General features: G+C 49.5%; 14 protein-coding genes. 4 read left to right on the top strand and 10 right to left on the bottom strand.

Translation table 11 applies throughout. The features are described from left to right. Window positions 1-66 precede the first annotated feature (66 nt). The 6 genes from mutY to ACZ45G_RS27915 all read right to left on the bottom strand — a co-directional run bounded on the left by mutY (window position 67) and on the right by ACZ45G_RS27915 (window position 9,319). A complete protein-coding gene (gene mutY, locus ACZ45G_RS27940; protein ID WP_464173865.1) occupies window positions 67-1,152 on the bottom strand; it encodes an A/G-specific adenine glycosylase in 1,086 nt (361 codons plus the stop codon). Further along, on the bottom strand, window positions 1,149-3,224 hold the full coding sequence (locus ACZ45G_RS27935) for a transglutaminase TgpA family protein (protein ID WP_464173864.1): 2,076 nt from the start codon (window positions 3,222-3,224) through the stop codon (window positions 1,149-1,151). Before ACZ45G_RS27935 ends, mutY begins: the two co-directional genes overlap by 4 nt. Next, window positions 3,221-4,123 carry a DUF58 domain-containing protein gene (locus ACZ45G_RS27930; RefSeq protein WP_464173863.1) on the bottom strand — a complete coding sequence of 301 codons (903 nt, stop codon included), beginning with the start codon at window positions 4,121-4,123 and terminating at the stop codon, window positions 3,221-3,223. Before ACZ45G_RS27930 ends, ACZ45G_RS27935 begins: the two co-directional genes overlap by 4 nt. A gap of 51 nt (window positions 4,124-4,174) precedes the next feature. After that, a complete protein-coding gene (locus tag ACZ45G_RS27925; RefSeq protein WP_464173862.1) occupies window positions 4,175-5,095 on the bottom strand; it encodes an AAA family ATPase in 921 nt (306 codons plus the stop codon). Window positions 5,096-5,107: 12 nt separating this feature from the next. Continuing rightward, window positions 5,108-6,643: a leucyl aminopeptidase gene (locus ACZ45G_RS27920; protein WP_464173861.1), complete on the bottom strand. Its 1,536-nt coding sequence runs from the start codon at window positions 6,641-6,643 to the stop codon at window positions 5,108-5,110. A 111-nt stretch (window positions 6,644-6,754) separates the two neighbouring features. Beyond that, window positions 6,755-9,319, bottom strand: a complete 2,565-nt coding sequence (locus ACZ45G_RS27915; protein ID WP_464173860.1) for a histidine kinase N-terminal 7TM domain-containing protein — start codon at window positions 9,317-9,319, stop codon at window positions 6,755-6,757. 117 nt (window positions 9,320-9,436) lie between these two features. Here ACZ45G_RS27915 and ACZ45G_RS27910 point away from each other — a divergent pair, with 117 nt between their 5' ends. After that, entirely contained in the window at window positions 9,437-9,559 is a 123-nt protein-coding gene (locus ACZ45G_RS27910) for a hypothetical protein (RefSeq protein ID WP_464173859.1), read from the top strand. A 6-nt stretch (window positions 9,560-9,565) separates the two neighbouring features. On the opposite strand, the gene ACZ45G_RS27905 is transcribed toward ACZ45G_RS27910, so the two are convergent. From ACZ45G_RS27905 to ACZ45G_RS27890, 4 genes are all read right to left on the bottom strand, one after another. Beyond that, window positions 9,566-10,297: a FadR/GntR family transcriptional regulator gene (locus ACZ45G_RS27905; protein WP_464173858.1), complete on the bottom strand. Its 732-nt coding sequence runs from the start codon at window positions 10,295-10,297 to the stop codon at window positions 9,566-9,568. 101 nt (window positions 10,298-10,398) lie between these two features. Then, window positions 10,399-11,238 (bottom strand): SDR family oxidoreductase, encoded by an 840-nt coding sequence (locus ACZ45G_RS27900; RefSeq protein WP_464173857.1) that lies wholly within the window; start codon window positions 11,236-11,238, stop codon window positions 10,399-10,401. Between the two features lie 27 nt (window positions 11,239-11,265). Beyond that, window positions 11,266-12,618: a (Fe-S)-binding protein gene (locus tag ACZ45G_RS27895; protein WP_464173856.1), complete on the bottom strand. Its 1,353-nt coding sequence runs from the start codon at window positions 12,616-12,618 to the stop codon at window positions 11,266-11,268. Window positions 12,619-12,620: 2 nt separating this feature from the next. Beyond that, on the bottom strand, window positions 12,621-14,009 hold the full coding sequence (locus ACZ45G_RS27890; RefSeq protein ID WP_464173855.1) for an FAD-linked oxidase C-terminal domain-containing protein: 1,389 nt from the start codon (window positions 14,007-14,009) through the stop codon (window positions 12,621-12,623). Between the two features lie 406 nt (window positions 14,010-14,415). Here ACZ45G_RS27890 and ACZ45G_RS27885 point away from each other — a divergent pair, with 406 nt between their 5' ends. The 3 genes from ACZ45G_RS27885 (at window position 14,416) to ACZ45G_RS27875 (ending at window position 17,533) form a co-directional block, all read left to right on the top strand. Next, a complete protein-coding gene (locus ACZ45G_RS27885; RefSeq protein ID WP_464173854.1) occupies window positions 14,416-15,567 on the top strand; it encodes a TRAP transporter substrate-binding protein in 1,152 nt (383 codons plus the stop codon). Between the two features lie 113 nt (window positions 15,568-15,680). After that, a complete protein-coding gene (locus ACZ45G_RS27880; RefSeq protein WP_464173853.1) occupies window positions 15,681-16,175 on the top strand; it encodes a TRAP transporter small permease subunit in 495 nt (164 codons plus the stop codon). A 14-nt stretch (window positions 16,176-16,189) separates the two neighbouring features. Continuing rightward, the gene (locus tag ACZ45G_RS27875) at window positions 16,190-17,533 is read left to right on the top strand and encodes a TRAP transporter large permease (protein ID WP_464173852.1); all 1,344 of its coding nucleotides are present in this window, start codon (window positions 16,190-16,192) and stop codon (window positions 17,531-17,533) included. The last annotated feature ends 4 nt before the right edge of the window (window positions 17,534-17,537 follow it).

Raw genomic sequence — 17,537 nt, 5'->3', positions numbered from 1 at the left:
CCCCTGTTTTTTTTCAGGCGGCAGGCGAGTCCGCATAGATGTTCCTTCTTACGCAATGGGTTAAAATCAGGTGTTTTCCATTTTAATCAAGGGAATAAATTTTAGATTGGCCTTTGGAAAGGGAAATTCATTTATTTCAGAAATCTGGACCCATTTATGGTCTATGGGTCCGTTCAGTTCAATTTCTCCTGAAATATAGTGGCAGTAAAATACATCCATTTCTATCTTAAAATGGGTATAGGCATGTTTTATCCGGGTCAAAAAAGAATCAATTTTTACGTGAATCCCGGTCTCCTCTCTGATTTCCCGGATGCATGCAGACGGGCTGTCTTCACCCTTTTCAAGCTTACCACCGGGAAATTCCCACAACCCTCCCAAAAGCCCATCCAATTGTCTTCTGGTAATAAGCAGCCGCCCGTTTCTTCGAACAATGCCCACAGCAATTGTCCGGGTGGGCACTGGTCTGGAGGGAACCCGCATGGGAAATTGGTCAAGGGTTTGTGTTTTAAGGGCGGAACACTGGTTGGACAGGGGGCAATCACTGCATTTGGGAGCGGCGGGTGTGCAGACAAGGGCACCCATCTCCATCATCGCCTGGTTAAAAGTGGATGGATCTGTTCTTTCCAAAAGGGTTTGGGCCAATGCTTTAAACTGTTTGTGAGTAGATGGCTGGTTCACCGGATGTTCAAGGCAGAACATTCTTGCCAGAACCCGTTTGACATTGCCATCCACCACCGCATGGCAATGGCCAAAGGCGATGCTTTGAACGGCTGAGGCAATATAATCCCCCACCCCGGGCAGGGCTAAAAACGGGGCGAACTGGTCGGGGATCTTGCCTTTAAGATCCTTTGTCACAAGGATGGCTGCCTTGTGAAGGTTTCTGGCCCGGGCATAATAGCCCAGGCCTTCCCAAATTTTTAAAACATGCTCAAGATCTGCTGTGGCCAGGTCTTTGACCGATGGGAAAGTGTCCATGAACTTTAAATAATAGGGAATAACCGTTTTGACCTGGGTCTGCTGGAGCATGACTTCGGACACCCAGATGGCAAAGGGGTCGTTGGTTTTTCTCCAGGGGAGGTTTCGCTGGTGGGTCCCATACCAGGACATTAATTTTTTTTGAATGGTAGTTATGGTTTCACGAGATGGTTTCAATGGGTTATATCCTTTGAGAGGGTTGATCCGGGTGATTGAACGGGTTTGGGGTTAAAATTTTTGATGCGGTCTTTAAACTCTGCCAGGGTTGTGTCCGGGCATTTTTTTTGGAATCGAAGTTGCACATAAAGGTCTGTGATCGTTCGGATAGTTGTTTGTAAATCCGGTCTCGTTTTACCAGAAGTTTTTGCAAAGTCAATGGCGCCCTGGTCCAATCGTTTGGTCAGACCCAGCTTGTCAAGGCGTCGGCAGAACAGACCATAGGCTTGCTGCACCGGGTCGGGCCGGTCTCGTCTCAATTGAAACAGCCAAACGAGAACACTTGAGAAGCCAGCCAGGGCTCCAAGGGCCAAAAGCGATAGAATTAATGGGGTCCCCGTAAATCCGGCCCATTTTCCCAGGCCAAGTTTTTCCAGAAAGGCTTTTTGTTCAAAATAGGAATATCCGGTGAACCAGGCTTCCCAGCGCATGTTGGCAGCATCCAGAGCAAAGGTTAGTCGTTGGGAAAAAGAGAAGAGCCCGGCAGAGGGTTGAAGAGCGGTGGAGGAGCCGTCGGGATTTGTTTCCATCCGTTCCGGTGCAACGGCCATAGTGGGATCCACCCGGACCCAACCGTTTTTCGGATCAAAGATTTCCACCCAGGCATGGGCATAGGACTGGCGGATGGTCAGATAGTTGCCATAGGGATTGTGTTCTCCCCCTAAGTATCCGCCCACAACCCTGGCCGGAACTTCCAGAACATTCATCATGAATGCAAAGGCCGATGCAAAATGTTCGCAATATCCTGTTTTTGATTCAAATAGGAAAAAATCAATGGGGTGGCCGTGGGCCTCGGGGGGATTCAGGGTGTAAATAAACTGATTCTCTTTGAAATAGGCCAGCAGCGCTTGGATTTTTTCTGTGGGACTGGCGGTTTTCTTGACCAGTGTCCGGGCCAATGCCCGGGTCCTTGGATTTTTGGTTTTTGCTGTTGAAATGATGCTGGCGGCCATTTTCTGGGCCAATATCTGGCCTGATATATGGGGGGGGCTAGGGTCGATGCTGGTATCTGATGAGTCAGGGACTATCCCCTCGGTATCGGCACCTGTCAGATTTTTTTTAGTTATCATAAAAGAATCCCTGGTAAGGGAGGTGACGGTGTACTGGAGCCTTTTTTTTACCGGCCGTTGGGATTTGAGTACCTGTCCGGCAGTAAGGAGGGCCCAGGCCGGGCCCTTGATCGGTTTGTCCAACGCCATGAGCCAGATACTGTTATGGGGCTCCAAAAGGATGGTATAGGTATGGGTTTCCCCCGGCGAGATGAGGGTGGGGAGGGAAGGTTGTTCCATTTCCTGGGGTGTCCAGGTTTTCCCATCAAATTTTTGGAACACAACCCCTTTCCAATAAAGCTGGGTTGAAGCGGGCCCTGGACCCCTAAATTCTGCCCGAAAGGCCGGGGTATGATCCTGAGCCATGCGTGTGACACTTCCAGGGCTGAGGCGGTCTGAAAACCCAGTCTGGCCAAGGGATTTGTCTTGAATACCGAACAAGCTGCCGGGAAGCCTGGGAAAGAGCAGAAACAGCAGGACCATCAGGGGAATGGCCTGGGCCAGAATTTTGCTGCCCAGTTTGACACTTTCCTGTAATTTGTCTTCGGGGGCATTGATTCGGACAAGGGCGATGGTGGTTATAAATACACTGAAAAACATGTAGAGAACAATGAACATGGATTCCGACCGGAACAGACTGGTGATGATGATGAAATAGGTCAAAAGCACCGTGATCATCTGGTGGCGGTGGGTGGCCATTTCAAAGGGTTTGATGGCTGCCATGAGCGCCAGAAGCCCGATAAAGGCATCTGCCCCTATCTGGACACGATAGGTCAGCAGCAGCCCGATCATCCCGGTAAAGGTCAGTCCATATCGGATACGGGCACTGGGCAGGGGCCATCCGGTTTTCAACCGCACCAGCATATACCCCCACATGACAAGACACCAGGCATTGATCCACAGGGGAAGCCCGAAGGTGTGGGGGGCAATGGCCACCACAAGGGCACAAATGATGGGGACAACAATGGCAGATTCTTTTGTCATTGGGGATCGCCCTTAAGCCTATCCTGCAAATTAAAAAGAGCCAATGCCTTTAAACAATGGTGCTGATGGGATTTTCCCCTGGCAGGATTTTTCACAAAGCCGGGCAATCTTAACCCGTATTCCATCTGTCGGCCTTCAGCCGTGAGGATCATGTCGCAAAGCCGGGAGAGCTTAAACTCCATATCCCTGCCGGGTATGACATCAAAATCGAGCATGACGCAGGGGCTGTCTTCTGCTGTAAAATCTTTGATGAAAAGACCCCTGCCCCTGGACAAAGCCTTCCAGGAAATTCGGTTGATACTATGGCCGGGCTGGTATTGTTTTAATCCCTGAAAATCATCGGCCCCCTGGCGGGAGGTCTCTTCTTCCCCGTCGGGCAATAGCCGGCTTTTGGCGGTTCCATGGGGGCCCGGGATAGGCTGGGGATAGACAAGACAGGTTGCCGTAACCGGGAGAAGGGTGCAAAAGGTGAAAAGTCCAAAGGGGTAAACACTTTTAAGGGTCAGGGATCTGGGGTGCAAAATGCCTCGTTCCCGGGCTAAAATACCCATTTGAAGGGTTTTTTCTCTTTGAATACTTACAAAGAGAGTGTCCTGGGGCATCAGGGAAAGTGTGATGGACCGCCCCCCTGTTGCCGGGGCTTTGATATGGATAGGAAAGGTGGCAGTTTGACCGGCAAATACCGGCAGGGGGGATCGGTATCCTATTTCAATCCCCACAAGGTTTTTAAAGGAATGGAAAATGGAAATCAGGGCCATGCCCCCCAGCAGAAAGACAAGGATAAACCCGGCATTGTTGTTGTAGTTGATGGCGCCCAGGAGCATGGCGATGAGGATGGCCAGGAACAAAAAACCGTGCTGGGTGGGGAAAATGGATACCTGTTTTCGGCTCAATTTCATGGCAGGCCTTTCTCTTGTTAAACGTTTATCCTGGGGGAAACCTGGGGATCATCAAATCGGCACCGGCACACTGGAAAACAGCTCCATGAGCTTGTCCCGGGGAATTCCCGTGAGATCCTGGGCAGATCTGAGCCGATGGCCGGCTACCCAGGGCAGGATATGCTGCAGGTCTTCGGGCAGGGTGTGATCTCTGCCGTGGAGGAATGCCCAGGCCTTTGCCGCCCGGGAAAGGGAGAGGCCGGCCCGGGGGGAGAGGCCGATCTGGAACTCAGGAGACCTTCGGGTAAACCCGAGAAGGTCCTGGAGATACTCCAGGAAAATATCTGAAGAGTGGACCCGGTTTATTTCTTCCTGGACCCGGATGACATCCGATTGGCTCATGCAGCAACCAATCTCGGCCATGGCCTGGTCTGCGCCCTCTCCTTTGAGAATTTTTTTTTCGGCTTCCCTGTCCGGGTATCCCAGTTCAATACGCATGAGGAACCGATCCATTTGGGATTCGGGCAGCAAAAAGGTACCGGCCTGTTCCAAAGGATTTTGGGTGGCAATGACAAAAAAGGGAGTTTCAAGGGGGCGGGTTTCCCCCTCAAAGGTGACTTGTTCCTCTTCCATGGCCTCGAGCAGGGCGCTCTGGCTTTTTGGGGTGGCCCGGTTGATCTCATCTGCCAGAAAAACCTGGGTAAAGATGGGACCGGCATGGAAGGAAAATCGGCTGGTGTTCTGATCAAAGACCGACATGCCCAGAATATCGCCCGGCAATAGATCTGCCGTGAACTGCATCCGCTGAAATTTTAAGCCCATGCATTTGGCCAACACCTTTGCCAGAGTGGTTTTTCCAATGCCGGGAAAGTCTTCAATCAACAAATGACCCCGGGCAAAAAAACAGGTCAGGGCCAGGCGGATCTGGGGTTTTTTTCCCAGAATCACACCGGAAATCTGGTTGACAATCTCTTCAAACTCCTGGGTCATCATGGGCAGCGGTTCCTATTTTAATTTTCCTGTTTCCCAGTTTCGGATCAGGGTTAAAAAAGTCCTGACCCCTATACCCGATGGGCCCTTGGGAATATAACTTTTTTCGGTAAAATTCCAGGCCGTACCGGCAATATCCAGATGGGCCCAGGGGGTTTTCCCCACAAAGTTGGACAGATAGGCAGCCGCTGTGATCGATCCCCCGGCCTTTCCACCGATGTTTTTAATGTCTGCCACCTTGGATTCGATCTGCTTTTTATAATGCTTGTTCAGGGGCAGGCGCCACAGGGGTTCTCCCGACAGCCTGCCGGCTGTTTCCAGGGAAAGGGCCAGATTGTCGTTGTTAGAGATCAGTCCTGAAAAATGATGACCCAACCCGATGATAACCGCTCCCGTCAAGGTGGCCACGTCCACAACGCCGTCGGGCTTGTATGTTTTAATGCCATATGCCAGGGCATCGGCCAGGATCATCCGGCCTTCGGCATCTGTGTTGACAATTTCTGCGGTCACCTGGTTAAAGTGATGGATAATATCGCCGGGCCTGACGGCAGAGCCGCTGGGCATATTATCCGTGGCCGGGATAATGGCCACGACGCCTATGGCTGGTTTTTCCTCTCCCACGGCCTGCATGGCGGCAAGGACGGCTGCCCCCCCGCACATGTCATATTTCATTTCTTCCATACCGGCTCCGGGTTTCAGGCTGATACCACCGGAGTCAAAGGTCACCCCCTTGCCCACCAGCAGCAGGGTCTCAGATTTTTTTTCAGGTTGGTATTCCAGGATCACCAGCCTGGGTGGAATGGCAGACCCCTGGTTTACGGCCAGGATACCGCCCATACCCAGCTTTTCCATCTCTTTTTTCTCAATGCAGCGATAGGTGAGGCCGTGGGTTTTGGCCAGGGCCTTGGCAAAGGCTGCAAACTCTGCAGATGTCCAGCCGTTGCCGGGTTCATGGGCCATATCCCGTGCCGCACAGGCCGCAAGAGCTGAAATTCTGCCCTGGGCCACGCCCTTGCGGACTGATTTGACCGCAGTGGTACAGGCAAATTTAATGGCAGCAATTCCGGTATAATCCGTCTTTTTCCGGGTGACCTGTTTGTATTTTGTAAACCGATAATCTCCTAGAAGCGCACCTTCTGTAATACATTCGGCTGTTTTTTCCGGTGTCAGGGTTCCAAGGGTCGGCAGGCAGATGATTATCTCCCTGGCCTGGGTTCTTTCACAGGCCTTTGCCAGGTGGCCCCCGGCTTCCCGCAGGGTATCACAGACCATTGCCTCGTCATTTTCTGTTTCAATCTTACCCATCCCCAGGATCAGTATTCGTTTGGCAGTGGGTTGTTTTTTCTTTCCGGGAGCCGCTGGGTAATAAAAGAGCTGCTCCCCTTCTTCGCCCTTAAAATCCCCCAGTTCAAAGGCCTTTTTTACCTGGGCCATGACGGCTTTGTCACAGAGGGGTGCCTTGTCTTTTATCTGGGTTACCAGGTAGACCAGAAGGTCTGTTTCAAAGGTATCAACGGGTTTGTCTGTTGTGGTCACTCGGGTTGTTTTCATGAGATCACCTTAATATATGAATGGGAAAGATTAATATTCGAAATATCCGACTGATTAAAATTAACATATATATTGATTTAAGTAAAAGAAGTTTTCATGGAGGGGTATTCATTAAACCGGGAGTTTGATGATAAAGGCAGTCCCCTTCCCGGGGGAGGATTCCACGGTCAGCATTCCATTGTGATTTTCTTTAATGATGAAATAGGAAACCGACAGACCCAGCCCGGTTCCAATGCCCACCTCCTTGGTGGTGAAAAAGGGTTCGAAAATTCGTTTTTGGATCTTTTCCGGGATGCCGGGGCCATTGTCCCGAATTTCAACGGCCGCCATATTTTGATCGAGAAAATACCGGATCACAAACCTGGGAGATGCAACTTTTGCTTCGGACATGGCTTCATACCCATTTTTCAGGATATTAAAGAGCACCTGCTGGATTTTGGTTTTTTCGCAGGGAACGGCCGGGAGATTGTCCTCAATTTTCTGAAGAATTTTCATGGAGCGAAAATCATGCTGATTTTTCATGCTGTAATCATTTTTCATAAGGCTCAGGGTGGACGCCACCATGTCCTGAAGAGAATGGCGGGATCGTGTGCTGTCACTTTTGCGGCTGAAGGACAGCATATTCTCAACGATTTTTGCCGCGCGTTTCCCCACGGATTCCACCTGGTTCATCATGTGGAAAATTCCCCTTTCTTCCATGTAACCTTGAAGAAGACCCAGGTCTATGCCATATTTTTTTGCCACTTCGACATTTGCTGGTTGGGGTTTTGACAGGCGGTTCTGGATGACCTGGATATTCTGGAGAATGCCGGCAAGGGGGTTGTTGATCTCATGGGCCATACCGGCTGCAAGGCCGCCCACGGACATCATTTTTTCGGACTGGACCATCATCTCTTCGATTTTTATTCGCTCACTGATGTCATCCACCCGTATCACGGCCCCCGGCAAATTGTCTGACAATATAGGGTAAACCGTAATATCTGTTACAACTTTTTTTTGATGAATCACCAAGGGTGTTTTTTCCTGTCTTTGCACTTGCTGGTTTTCAATGGCTTTTGAAATATTGGGGATAATTCCGGACAACGGGGGAAAAACCGTGGCGAGTGATTTGCCCCGGGCATGGTCAGTCGGGATTCCGGTTATCTTCTCGGCCTCTATATTCCATTGGGTGATCATTGCCTTGTCATCCACGCCGATGAGAATGGAGGGCATTGAATTGATGATGCTTTTGACAGAGTCCCTTGTAAATCGAAGCTCTTGTTCCACTTTTCTGATTCGGGTAATATCCGTATAATTGACAACCAGGCTGGTCTGGTTGTCTTCCTTGTCCCGGTACCGGGCGGCGTTGATGTTTACATCCAGAAGTTCTCTGGACTTTGTGTAGCGCTGGGTGATAAAATCAAAGTTCTCCTCGGGGTGATTGAGGGCCTGCCGGATGGCATTTTCTGTCGCCTGTTTGTGTTTTTCCGGTATAAAATCAAGAGGTTTTCCCATCAAGTCGCCGCAGTCCCATCCAAATACCCGGGTAAAGGCAGGATTGGCATAGGTCACTTCCCCTTTTTTCGAATAGTAGACAATGGGGGTGGGGGAGACTTCCAACATTGTCCTGTGCCTTTCTTCGCTTTTTCGTAACGCTGCTTCATCCTGTTTGTGCTGGGTGATGTCCCTTAAAACAATGAGCCAGCCGCTTTGTTTCCCCTGGGGTGTCAGTAAAGGAGATAGCCTTAAATCCCATTGTTGTAAAATCCCCTTAATTGTCAGGGCGGCCTCAATTATAACCGCTGTTTTCTTCCGGTGCGCGTCAACGAGGCTGTAAAGTTCCGGAAACATTTTTTTTGCTGTGTCCTGGCCTGGTGTGATGGACTGGAGTGCAAAGGTGGTTGAGCAGGCCCTGTTGATTTCCATGACCCTGTCATTCATATCCATGATAATCACAGGATCCCCCAGGCCGTCCATGACAGCCTCATGGGCAAGGGGGATGAGATTTAAAAGCTGATACCGGAGAAAGCCCCAGGCAAACAAAATTCCACTGACCATAAAGGCAAAGGGGGTGAGATCTAGGTTTTGGATTGTCTGGAATTCGAACAGGTATAGCACATTGAAAAGCCAGGGGACCATGACGCCTGCTAGAATAAGGCTCAGCTGTTTTCGATAAATACCCCTGGAAGAAACAAAGGCATTTATCAAAATGACGGTTGCCCAGAAAATTAATCCGTAGGAAAATGCCGTATACCCCCAGAAGGCTGGTGTCCGTTGAAAGATGATCCCCTGGATGACGGAATTTGACTCCAGATGGGCCTGCTGCCACATCAGACCGTGGAATTCGTTGGTCAGGGCAAGAAAAATGGTTAGAATTGGAACCATAAAGAGAAGAAAATGAAGTCTCGTTTCCAGGTAATCGGTTTTTCCGGTAAGTGTGCAGACAAATTTAAAGATCAGGACCCCTAACCAGGAGACACCCATATATTCTATTTTGACCCACCAGAGTTTCAGGGAAAGATCCGGGCTTAAAAATTCCATGCCATACCCAAGGGTCCAGATGGAAATACCAGCCATGAGCAACATGAGTTGTCCTGCCCCTGTCTTTTCCCGGTAGGGGGCCAGGTATATTGCAATTCCGGCGCAGATCATTCCGGAAATCAGGGAGAAAAAGCCAAAGAATAGGGTCCAGTTCATTTCTTATATCCTGCATATAGATAGATGCTAATTCAAAACAATGTTTTATAACGGAAGGGGGAAGTTTTTTCCAGTAGAAAGATTTGAAGCCTGGATTCTGAAACTGCCGAGGAGATCATGGGATTGCTCAAATCCTTGAACCGATACGGGCACACCATTATCATGGTGACCCACAACGCCCAGATGGAGAAGTTTGCCTCCCGGATCATCCGGGTCAGGGACAAGAAATTTTATGCCTGATGGGGATTATTGGTCCCTAGTTTTTAAAAATTGGTCTCTGTCTTTAAAAAAATTCAACACAAAAGTAATGTGTTCGTTCATGACGGTATAGGCCCTATCTGGATCCCTGGCTTTGATGGCGGACAGGATGGTATTATGTTGACGAAGGATTTCCTGGATGTTTTTGGGGTCTTCATAGAGGCAGGCCAGGTTTTCCCCGATGCCCAGGAAAAGATAATCATAAAAATTGCGCATGATCAGGATGTGCAGGGGGTTCTTTGCAGCATAGGCAATGGCCATGTGAAAGGCAGTATCTGCCTCGGTGCCCAGTCGTCCGGATTCGATTTCCGTTTGCATCTCGGCGATACTCTGAGTCATGGCCGTGATATCGGTCTCGTCTGCCCGTTTGGCCGCAAGCGCTGCAGCATTGCATTCCAGGCCTACCCGGACTTCCAGCAGGTCTTCAATGGAGGCATTCTGGGCTTCCATGGCTTTGGCCAGGGGGTTTTCCAGGGAGATGTCAATGCGTTTGACAAAGGTTCCCTGGCCCTGTTTCTGGACAATCATCCCCATTGCCACCAGCCGCTGGATGGCATCCCGGATGGTGGTTCGACTGACATTCATTGCCAGGGCCAGCTCCCGTTCGGTCATCAATTTTTCCCCGGGTTTCAGGGTCCCCCTGAAAATAAGCTCCCGGATCTGGTCAAAGACCTGGTCTGAAATACGTTTGGGCTTTATGGGTTTTATGGATATGGTCATAATCTTAAAATTCTTATCTGTTCCAAGGTTCAAAACCTTTTTTTTATAGTAAACATTAAACCAAAGAGTATTAACCATTCAGGGGGTTATATCAAGTTTTTTTAATAGGTACGGACCATTCCCCCATCAAACAGAAGATCCCCTCCGACCAGGTATTTTGAAAATCGGGAAAAACCAAAAAGAAACAAATTGCCCACTTCAATGGGGGTCATCATCTCTTTGACCATGGATCTTCCCATCATGACATCGGTCATCACCTGGTCTGTTGTGATGCCCCGCTGTTCTGCCTGGGCCGTCACCTGGTTCAATGCCAGGGGCGTCTTTACAAATCCGCAGCTGACCGTAAACGAACGGATTTTCCCTTCTCCCTCGGCAGAGATGGACTGGCTCAGGGCCCGGAGGCCAAATTTGGTAATATTGTAAACCGGTTTATTCTTTGTGCTGATATGGGCATGGACCGAGGCCATGTTTCCGATGGCACCGGTGCCGTTGCTGCTTTTTTTAATGTGGGGAATCACCAGTTGGGATAAATAAAAGGGTGCCCTGAGCATGAGGGTCTGCATGAGATCGTAGGTTTCCATGGGGAAATTTTCCACCGAATCAATGTGCTGGATCCCGGCGATGTTGACCAGGTATTTTATCTGTCCCAGGGAGGCTGCCTGTTGCACAGCCGCTTCAATCTCCTTGTCTTGAGTGAGATCTGTCTCTAAAAAGGTCATGGCGCCTCCAAGATCTTGGACCATGGCGCAGGTCTTCTCCCCTTCTGTTCGGTTGATGTCAAGACCCACGGTGGTAAGGTTGTTGGCGGCGGCTGCAATGGCGGTGGCCCTTCCGATACCAGTGCCGCACCCCGTAACAATACAGATGTTTTCCCGGCAAAAATCCGAGTCGTTTAGAATTAAAATTTCATCTCGCTTGATGTCTGGTTCTCTGATATCCATTCGGTTTCTCCTCAAGGCAGTTAAATTTTAAGGGTTATTTTGTTTTTTTTCCAGGGCTTGGGCATACAATTCCATGGGGTGACGCACTTTGATATTTCGTTTCTCCTTGGCCAGCATGTCGGAAATCTGCATCATGCAGGCCGGACACCCCGTTGCTACCGTGGTGCAACCCGTATCTGCAATATTCTTTTGTTTCAGGTTTCCAATGGCGACTGACACTTCGTAATGGTAGACATTAAAGCTGCCCCCCATGCCGCAGCATTTGTCAGATCCTTCCATTTCAACCAGTCTTTTCCCGGCGGCCTGGATGATTTTTCGGGGTTGGTCTGCAACCCCCAGGGATTTTTTCAAATGACAGGGGTCGTGGTAGGTGACAATTTCCCTTGTTTTTTCAGAGGCAGCGTCAGGGACAGCAGATAATTCCTCGTCAAAATCGGGTTTTACCCGGTCCACGAGAAATTGGTTGATATCCATGGTCTTTTCAGACAGCCGGTTCAATTGTTCTTTGACCCCGGAGCTTGGGTTTTTGTAAAGGGTGGGCCAGAGTTTTTTAATGGTGGAGGTACAGGTGGCGCAGGCCGTAATCAGTACATCAAATTTTTCTTGTTTAAACAGTTCAAGGTGGTGGTCCACCAATTTTGTAAAGGTGTCCCGGTCTCCGGAAGCAAGGGCTGGAATCCCGCAGCATCCCTGTCCCTGGGGGATGATCAGTTCCACCCCGTGGTGGGTGAGCACCTGGACGCTGGCATGGGCCACGTTGGGAAATATTTTATCAATGAGGCAGCCGGTAAAAAAGAGTGCCCTCAGGCCAGAGCCCTTGCTGGACACAAGAGCAGATTCTTTTAGACTGAGGTCTGACAGACTTTTGTGAAATGGGGTTTTGGCCATGGGAAGAATGTGTCGGTGACCCAGTAGCGGAGATACCAGCCTGGCGCAGGAGGTTCCCTGGGCATTGGCCTCGTCTTTTATAAATAAATTTTGAAACCGACCGGCCCAGTGGGTAAGGGTGTCAAAGGTTTTGGGGTTGGCCAGCATTTTTTTGAATATCAGTTTTTTAACCGGAGAGAGCCCTTTGTATTCTGATAGAATGGCCCGGGCCTTGATGAAAATTTCAAGAACATTGACTCCCGAGGGGCAATTGGCGGCACAGGAACCGCAGAGTAAACATTTGTTCAACCGTTGGTTGACTCCGTCGGGATCCGCAAATATATTTTCCAGGAGGCCTGAAAGCAGCGCCAGTTTTCCCCTGGCAACGTCGGCTTCCTTTTTTGTCTGTTCAAACAAGGGACATACCGACTGGCACATACCGCAGCGGGTGCAGGTGACCAATTGTTCTTCCAATTCCTTGACAAGTGTTGCCAGATCATTCATTTGTGCCATTTCTATTGTGAAACTCCTGTTATTTTGCCTGGGTTAAGAATGTTGTGGGGATCCATTGCCTGGCGAAGCTGTCGGGAAAAGAGGATGGACGACCACCCGGTTTCTTTTTCAAGGAAAGGGGCCTTGGCAATCCCGGTGCCGTGTTCGCCGGACAGGGTTCCGCCCAGTCCCAGGGCTTTGTCGAAAATTGCTTCAATGGCTTCTTCCACCCGTTTGAACTCCTCCACATTTCTGCGGTCGGTGAGGATTGTGGGGTGAAGGTTCCCGTCTCCTGCATGACCAAAGGTACCGATGTCGATTTTATAGGTTTTGGCAATTTCTTGCAAGGCCCTTACCATTTCCGGGATTTTGCTTCTGGGCACGGTGGCATCTTCCAGCACCAGTGTGGGTTTGAGTCTTGCCAGGGCTGACAGGGCAGATCTTCTGGCAGCCCAGATTTTGTCCCGTTCTGCATCGGTTTCCGCCCGTTTGATATCTTTTGCTCCCATTTTCCGGCAGAGCGCTTCCACCTTTTCGCCTTCTTCGGCCACAACGGCCGGGTGACCGTCCACCTCAATGAGCAGCAGGGCTGCGGCATCAACGGGAAGGCCGGCATGGGAATAGTCTTCCACCGCCCGGATGGTGAAATTGTCCAGAAATTCAAGGGTGGCAGGAACGATGTGGGCGGCAATGATTTCAGCCACGGTTTCAGATGCCGCATCCATGGTATCATAGACCGCCACCATGGCTTGTCTGGCTTTCGGAGCGGGGATGAGCTTTAAAATGATTTCATCCAGGATTCCCAGGGTACCTTCGGACCCTGTCATGAGTCCGGTGATATTGTATCCGGTGGCACATTTTACGGTTCTGGAGCCTGTTTTAACATATCTGCCCTGGGCATCAAAAAAATGAAGACCCATGACATAATCTTTCGTTACCCCGTATTTGAGCCCCCGCAGACCTCCGGCATTTTCTGCTACATTGCCGCCCAGGGTAGAGACGGCCTGGCTTCCTGGGTCCGGCGGATAGAACAGCCCTTTTTTCTCAACCGCTGCGGCAAGGGTGGCCGTGACAACCCCGGGCTGGACCACGGCATACATATCTAGCTCATTGATCTCAATAATTTTGTTCAACCGGCCCGTGAGCAGGACAATTCCAGTAGCTTCCGGAATGGTGCCCCCGGACAGGTTAGTGCCCGAGCCCCGAACGGTTATGGGAATACGATTTTCATGGCAAAGGCTTACGATTTTACCAACTTCCTGGGTGGTGCCCGGCATGACAGCGGCACAGGGCATTTGTGAATCAAGGACGGCTGCGTCATATGAATAGGTGAGCATGTCCTCTCTTTCCGTGAGCAGGTGTTCGGGTCCGACAATCTTTTTTAATTCGCTGACGATAGACTGGCTGATCATATTTGCCCCTTTTGTATATGGTAATACCAATTCGAGATTTTGGTCAGGTTTTTTGCTTTCAGTGTGGGTGTGTCAGGATGCAACCCTGTATGGCTTTGAACGCCCTGAAACAGAACCGACTGAATTTACTTAATAAAAAATTATATAACAGACTTTAAAACAAAAAACAAATAATTAAATTTTTTTTCTTGACAAAACTATTCCAAGACCATAATTAATGGTCATACCAAAGAAGAAGCATGTTTATTTAAGATTTCATACAAATTGGTTTGCTGGAAAACCTTTGAAGCAAAGGTCCAGGAAAGGAGGGCGCAACAGATCTACGGCAAAACTATCGCTGGGTTGATTTCCAGCCCAGGTTTGTATCCATGATTTTACCCTAGGCAATTTAAGGATGGAGGAAGAAATGAAAAAAAGCTTAACCGTATTGATTACCTGCTTGATGGCATTCTTTTTTATCTGTGGCAATACCTATGCCGCTAAACGTGAAAAATTTGGTGAAGATCCCCGCCATAAAGATGCAAAACGCGTTTCATTCAAAACATCTCAAGAAAAAATTCGCTGGAAAATGGTTATGCCATGGTCCAAAGGACTCTTATTCTACGATATCGCCGTTCATTTTGCCGACAGTGTCCGCCTGGCATCCGCCGGCAGACTGGATATCAAACCTTTTTCCGCCGGAGAACTGGTACCGGCCATGCAGAGCTTTGATGCGGTCAGCCAGGGAGCCGCCCAGGTTGGACATGACTGGCCCGGGTACTGGAAGGGTAAAAATGAAGCCTTTGTCGCCTTTGCTTCTGTCCCCTTTGGACTGGACGCAGAAGGGTATAATATCTGGCTCTATGAAAGGGGCGGTCTTGAACTGATGCAGGAAATCTATGGCAAGTTCAACCTCTTTGCCCTTCCCGGCGGTCAGACAGGTCAGGAAATGGGCCTGTTCTCCAATGTTAAAGCCTCCAAGATGCAAGATTTTAAAGGCATGCGGGTCCGTACTCCGGGCTGGTTCATGGATATTATGAACAATCTGGGCGCTTCTGTATCTCCTTTGCCCGGCGGCGAAGTCTACCTGGCCCTGGAACGTGGTGTTATTGACGCGGCTGAATTCTCTTCTCCTGCCATCAACTATCCCATGGGTTTTGATGAGATCACCAAGTACGTGATCAGCCCGGGGGTTCATCAGCCCGCATGCCAAAACGCGCTGTTCTTTAACAAAGATGCCTATGATAAATTGCCCGATGATCTGAAATGGATCATTGATATTTGTGCCAAGGAAACCCAGCTCTGGAGCTATAACTGGATCAATAACCTGAACGCCAAGGCCATTGACCTGTTCAAGAAAAATGTTGAATTTGTTGAAATGGACAAGGCCACCCGGATCGAGTTCAGAAAAACCACCAAAAAATACCTGGACGAAGTCAAAGCCAAATATCCTGACGTTAAAAAAGTTCTGGACTCTCAGGAAGCTTTTACACAGGATTATGCCGAATGGAGAAAAGTCCGCGGTGGTGTAACGCCTTGGCCCTATGAGACCTATATCAACGGTAAGACCTTTGAATAAAAAAGAGAGTTGGGCCTTTGCCTGAATCTTTTGGTCCGGCTGCCGCCAACAATCCCAATATACAGGCAGCCGGACCCTTATCCTTGCGACAATCTTCCAATAAAGGAAACGACATGTTGGAATCAGTATCAAATACTTTAGAAAACATCACCCGAAAAGAAGGGGAGATCACTTCTTTTCTCATCTACCCCCTGCTGGCAGTCGTGGTATATGAAGTTTTTATGCGGTATGTGTTCAATTCGCCCACAAACTGGGGGTTTGAGGCCACCACCTTTCTTTATGGCCTCCACTACATGTTTGGAATGGCCTATACCGATGTCTATGACGGTCATGTCCGGGTCGATATCTTTACCGCATTGACCTCTAAAAAAACCCAGGCCGTCATCAAGGTGATTACCAACCTGGCTTTTTTCATGCCGGTAATGAGCTTCATGACCATGTGGTCTTTTAAGTTTGCCTATGTGTCCTTCCAGGGCCTTGAGGTGAATTCTACTTCCTGGGCTCCGCCCATCTGGCCCCTGAAAATTTTGATGGCCGTTTGTTTTCTCTTTTTGTTTCTCCAGGGAATTGCAAATTTAATTAAAGATATCAACTCACTTAAACAATAAGGAAGGTTTTTTCCATGAGTATTGAATTCCTGACAGTGGCCATGTTTGCCACCCTTATCCTGGCAATCACCCTGGGCCATCCCCTGGCATATACCCTGGCTGCGATTGCAACGCTCTTTGGTTTGATTGACAATGGATTTTCCTTTCCCATGCTGTTTGAGATGTTTGTCAACAACGCCTGGGGATTAATGAACAATTATACCCTGGTGGCCATCCCCTTGTTTATCCTCATGGCCCAGATTTTGGACCGATCCAAGGTTTCCGATGCCCTGTTTGAAGCCCTTTACGTTGTATTGGGCGGCATCAAGGGGGGCCTAGGGTTAGCTGTGGTTGTGGTCTGTACGGTGTTTGCCGCCACCACCGGTATTATCGGCGCCTCTGTTGTTGCCATGGGGCTTTTAGCCACTCCCACCCTGATCAAAAAAGGGTATCAAAAGGAATTAACCGCAGGCATTATCTGCGCTGCAGGAACCCTGGGTATTCTGATTCCCCCTTCCATTATGATGGTTGTTTACGGCGGACTTACGGGGATGAAGGAAACTTCCGTAGGAAACCTTTTTGCCGGCGCCATTTTCCCGGGCCTGATTCTGGCAGGGCTTTATTTTGCCTATATCCTGATCCGGTGTAATCTCAACCCCACCCTGGGTCCCCCGATTTCAAAGGGCGATGCCTCCACCTATACGGCAGGGCAAAAATGGGCCATGACCTTGAAATCTCTGGTGCCGCCCATGGTGCTGATTTTGGCCGTCATGGGGACTATCCTGGCCGGGGTGGCCACTCCCACGGAAGCCGCGGGTCTGGGCGCTTTGGGCTCCATGATACTGGCATTTTTTAACAAGAAACTCAATTTTACGGTACTCAAAGAATCTGCCTATGCCACCTTGAAAACCACCTCCATGGTGATGATGCTCTTCATCGGCGGTAAATTATTTTCCACGGTTTTTTTAAGCATGGGCGGCGGTGATGTGGTGGCAGATCTTCTCGTCGGATCAGGTATGAATCGCTGGCTGGTCCTGTTTGTCATGATGGGCATCGTTTTTTTAATGGGAATGTTCATTGACTGGGCAGCCATTCTTTTGGTCACCGTACCGATTTTTCTGCCTATTGCCATTGAACTGGGGTTTGATCCTCTCTGGTTTTCCCTGCTGTTGTGCGTGAATCTCCAGACCTCCTTTTTGACCCCGCCCTTTGGATATGCACTCTTTTATTTCAAAGGGGTGGCACCGGAAGGCTATACAATGGGGCATATTTACAGGGGGATCATGCCCTTTGTTGTGCTCCAGGTGATCAGCATGGTCATCCTCTGCCTGTTCCCAGCCATCGTGACCTGGTTGCCGAACCTGTTTTTCGGGTCTTGATGTA

This window comes from Desulfoconvexum algidum (assembly GCF_055382125.1).
The sequence above is the reverse complement of the archived record's forward strand: the minus strand, read 5'-3'. Positions and strand labels throughout refer to the sequence as shown.

Bases quoted from the DNA above. Each gene is read 5' to 3' on its own strand.
- ACZ45G_RS27935 (WP_464173864.1), bottom strand. From the start codon at position 3,224: ATGACAAAAGAATCTGCCATTGTTGTCCCCATCATTTGTGCCCTTGTG.
- ACZ45G_RS27930 (WP_464173863.1), bottom strand. From the start codon at position 4,123: ATGAAATTGAGCCGAAAACAGGTATCCATTTTCCCCACCCAGCACGGT.
- ACZ45G_RS27925 (WP_464173862.1), bottom strand. From the start codon at position 5,095: ATGATGACCCAGGAGTTTGAAGAGATTGTCAACCAGATTTCCGGTGTG.
- ACZ45G_RS27920 (WP_464173861.1), bottom strand. From the start codon at position 6,643: ATGAAAACAACCCGAGTGACCACAACAGACAAACCCGTTGATACCTTT.
- ACZ45G_RS27915 (WP_464173860.1), bottom strand. From the start codon at position 9,319: ATGAACTGGACCCTATTCTTTGGCTTTTTCTCCCTGATTTCCGGAATG.
- ACZ45G_RS27910 (WP_464173859.1), top strand. From the start codon at position 9,437: ATGGGATTGCTCAAATCCTTGAACCGATACGGGCACACCATTATCATG.
- ACZ45G_RS27905 (WP_464173858.1), bottom strand. From the start codon at position 10,297: ATGACCATATCCATAAAACCCATAAAGCCCAAACGTATTTCAGACCAG.
- ACZ45G_RS27900 (WP_464173857.1), bottom strand. From the start codon at position 11,238: ATGGATATCAGAGAACCAGACATCAAGCGAGATGAAATTTTAATTCTA.
- ACZ45G_RS27895 (WP_464173856.1), bottom strand. From the start codon at position 12,618: ATGGCACAAATGAATGATCTGGCAACACTTGTCAAGGAATTGGAAGAA.
- ACZ45G_RS27890 (WP_464173855.1), bottom strand. From the start codon at position 14,009: ATGATCAGCCAGTCTATCGTCAGCGAATTAAAAAAGATTGTCGGACCC.
- ACZ45G_RS27885 (WP_464173854.1), top strand. From the start codon at position 14,416: ATGAAAAAAAGCTTAACCGTATTGATTACCTGCTTGATGGCATTCTTT.
- ACZ45G_RS27880 (WP_464173853.1), top strand. From the start codon at position 15,681: ATGTTGGAATCAGTATCAAATACTTTAGAAAACATCACCCGAAAAGAA.
- ACZ45G_RS27875 (WP_464173852.1), top strand. From the start codon at position 16,190: ATGAGTATTGAATTCCTGACAGTGGCCATGTTTGCCACCCTTATCCTG.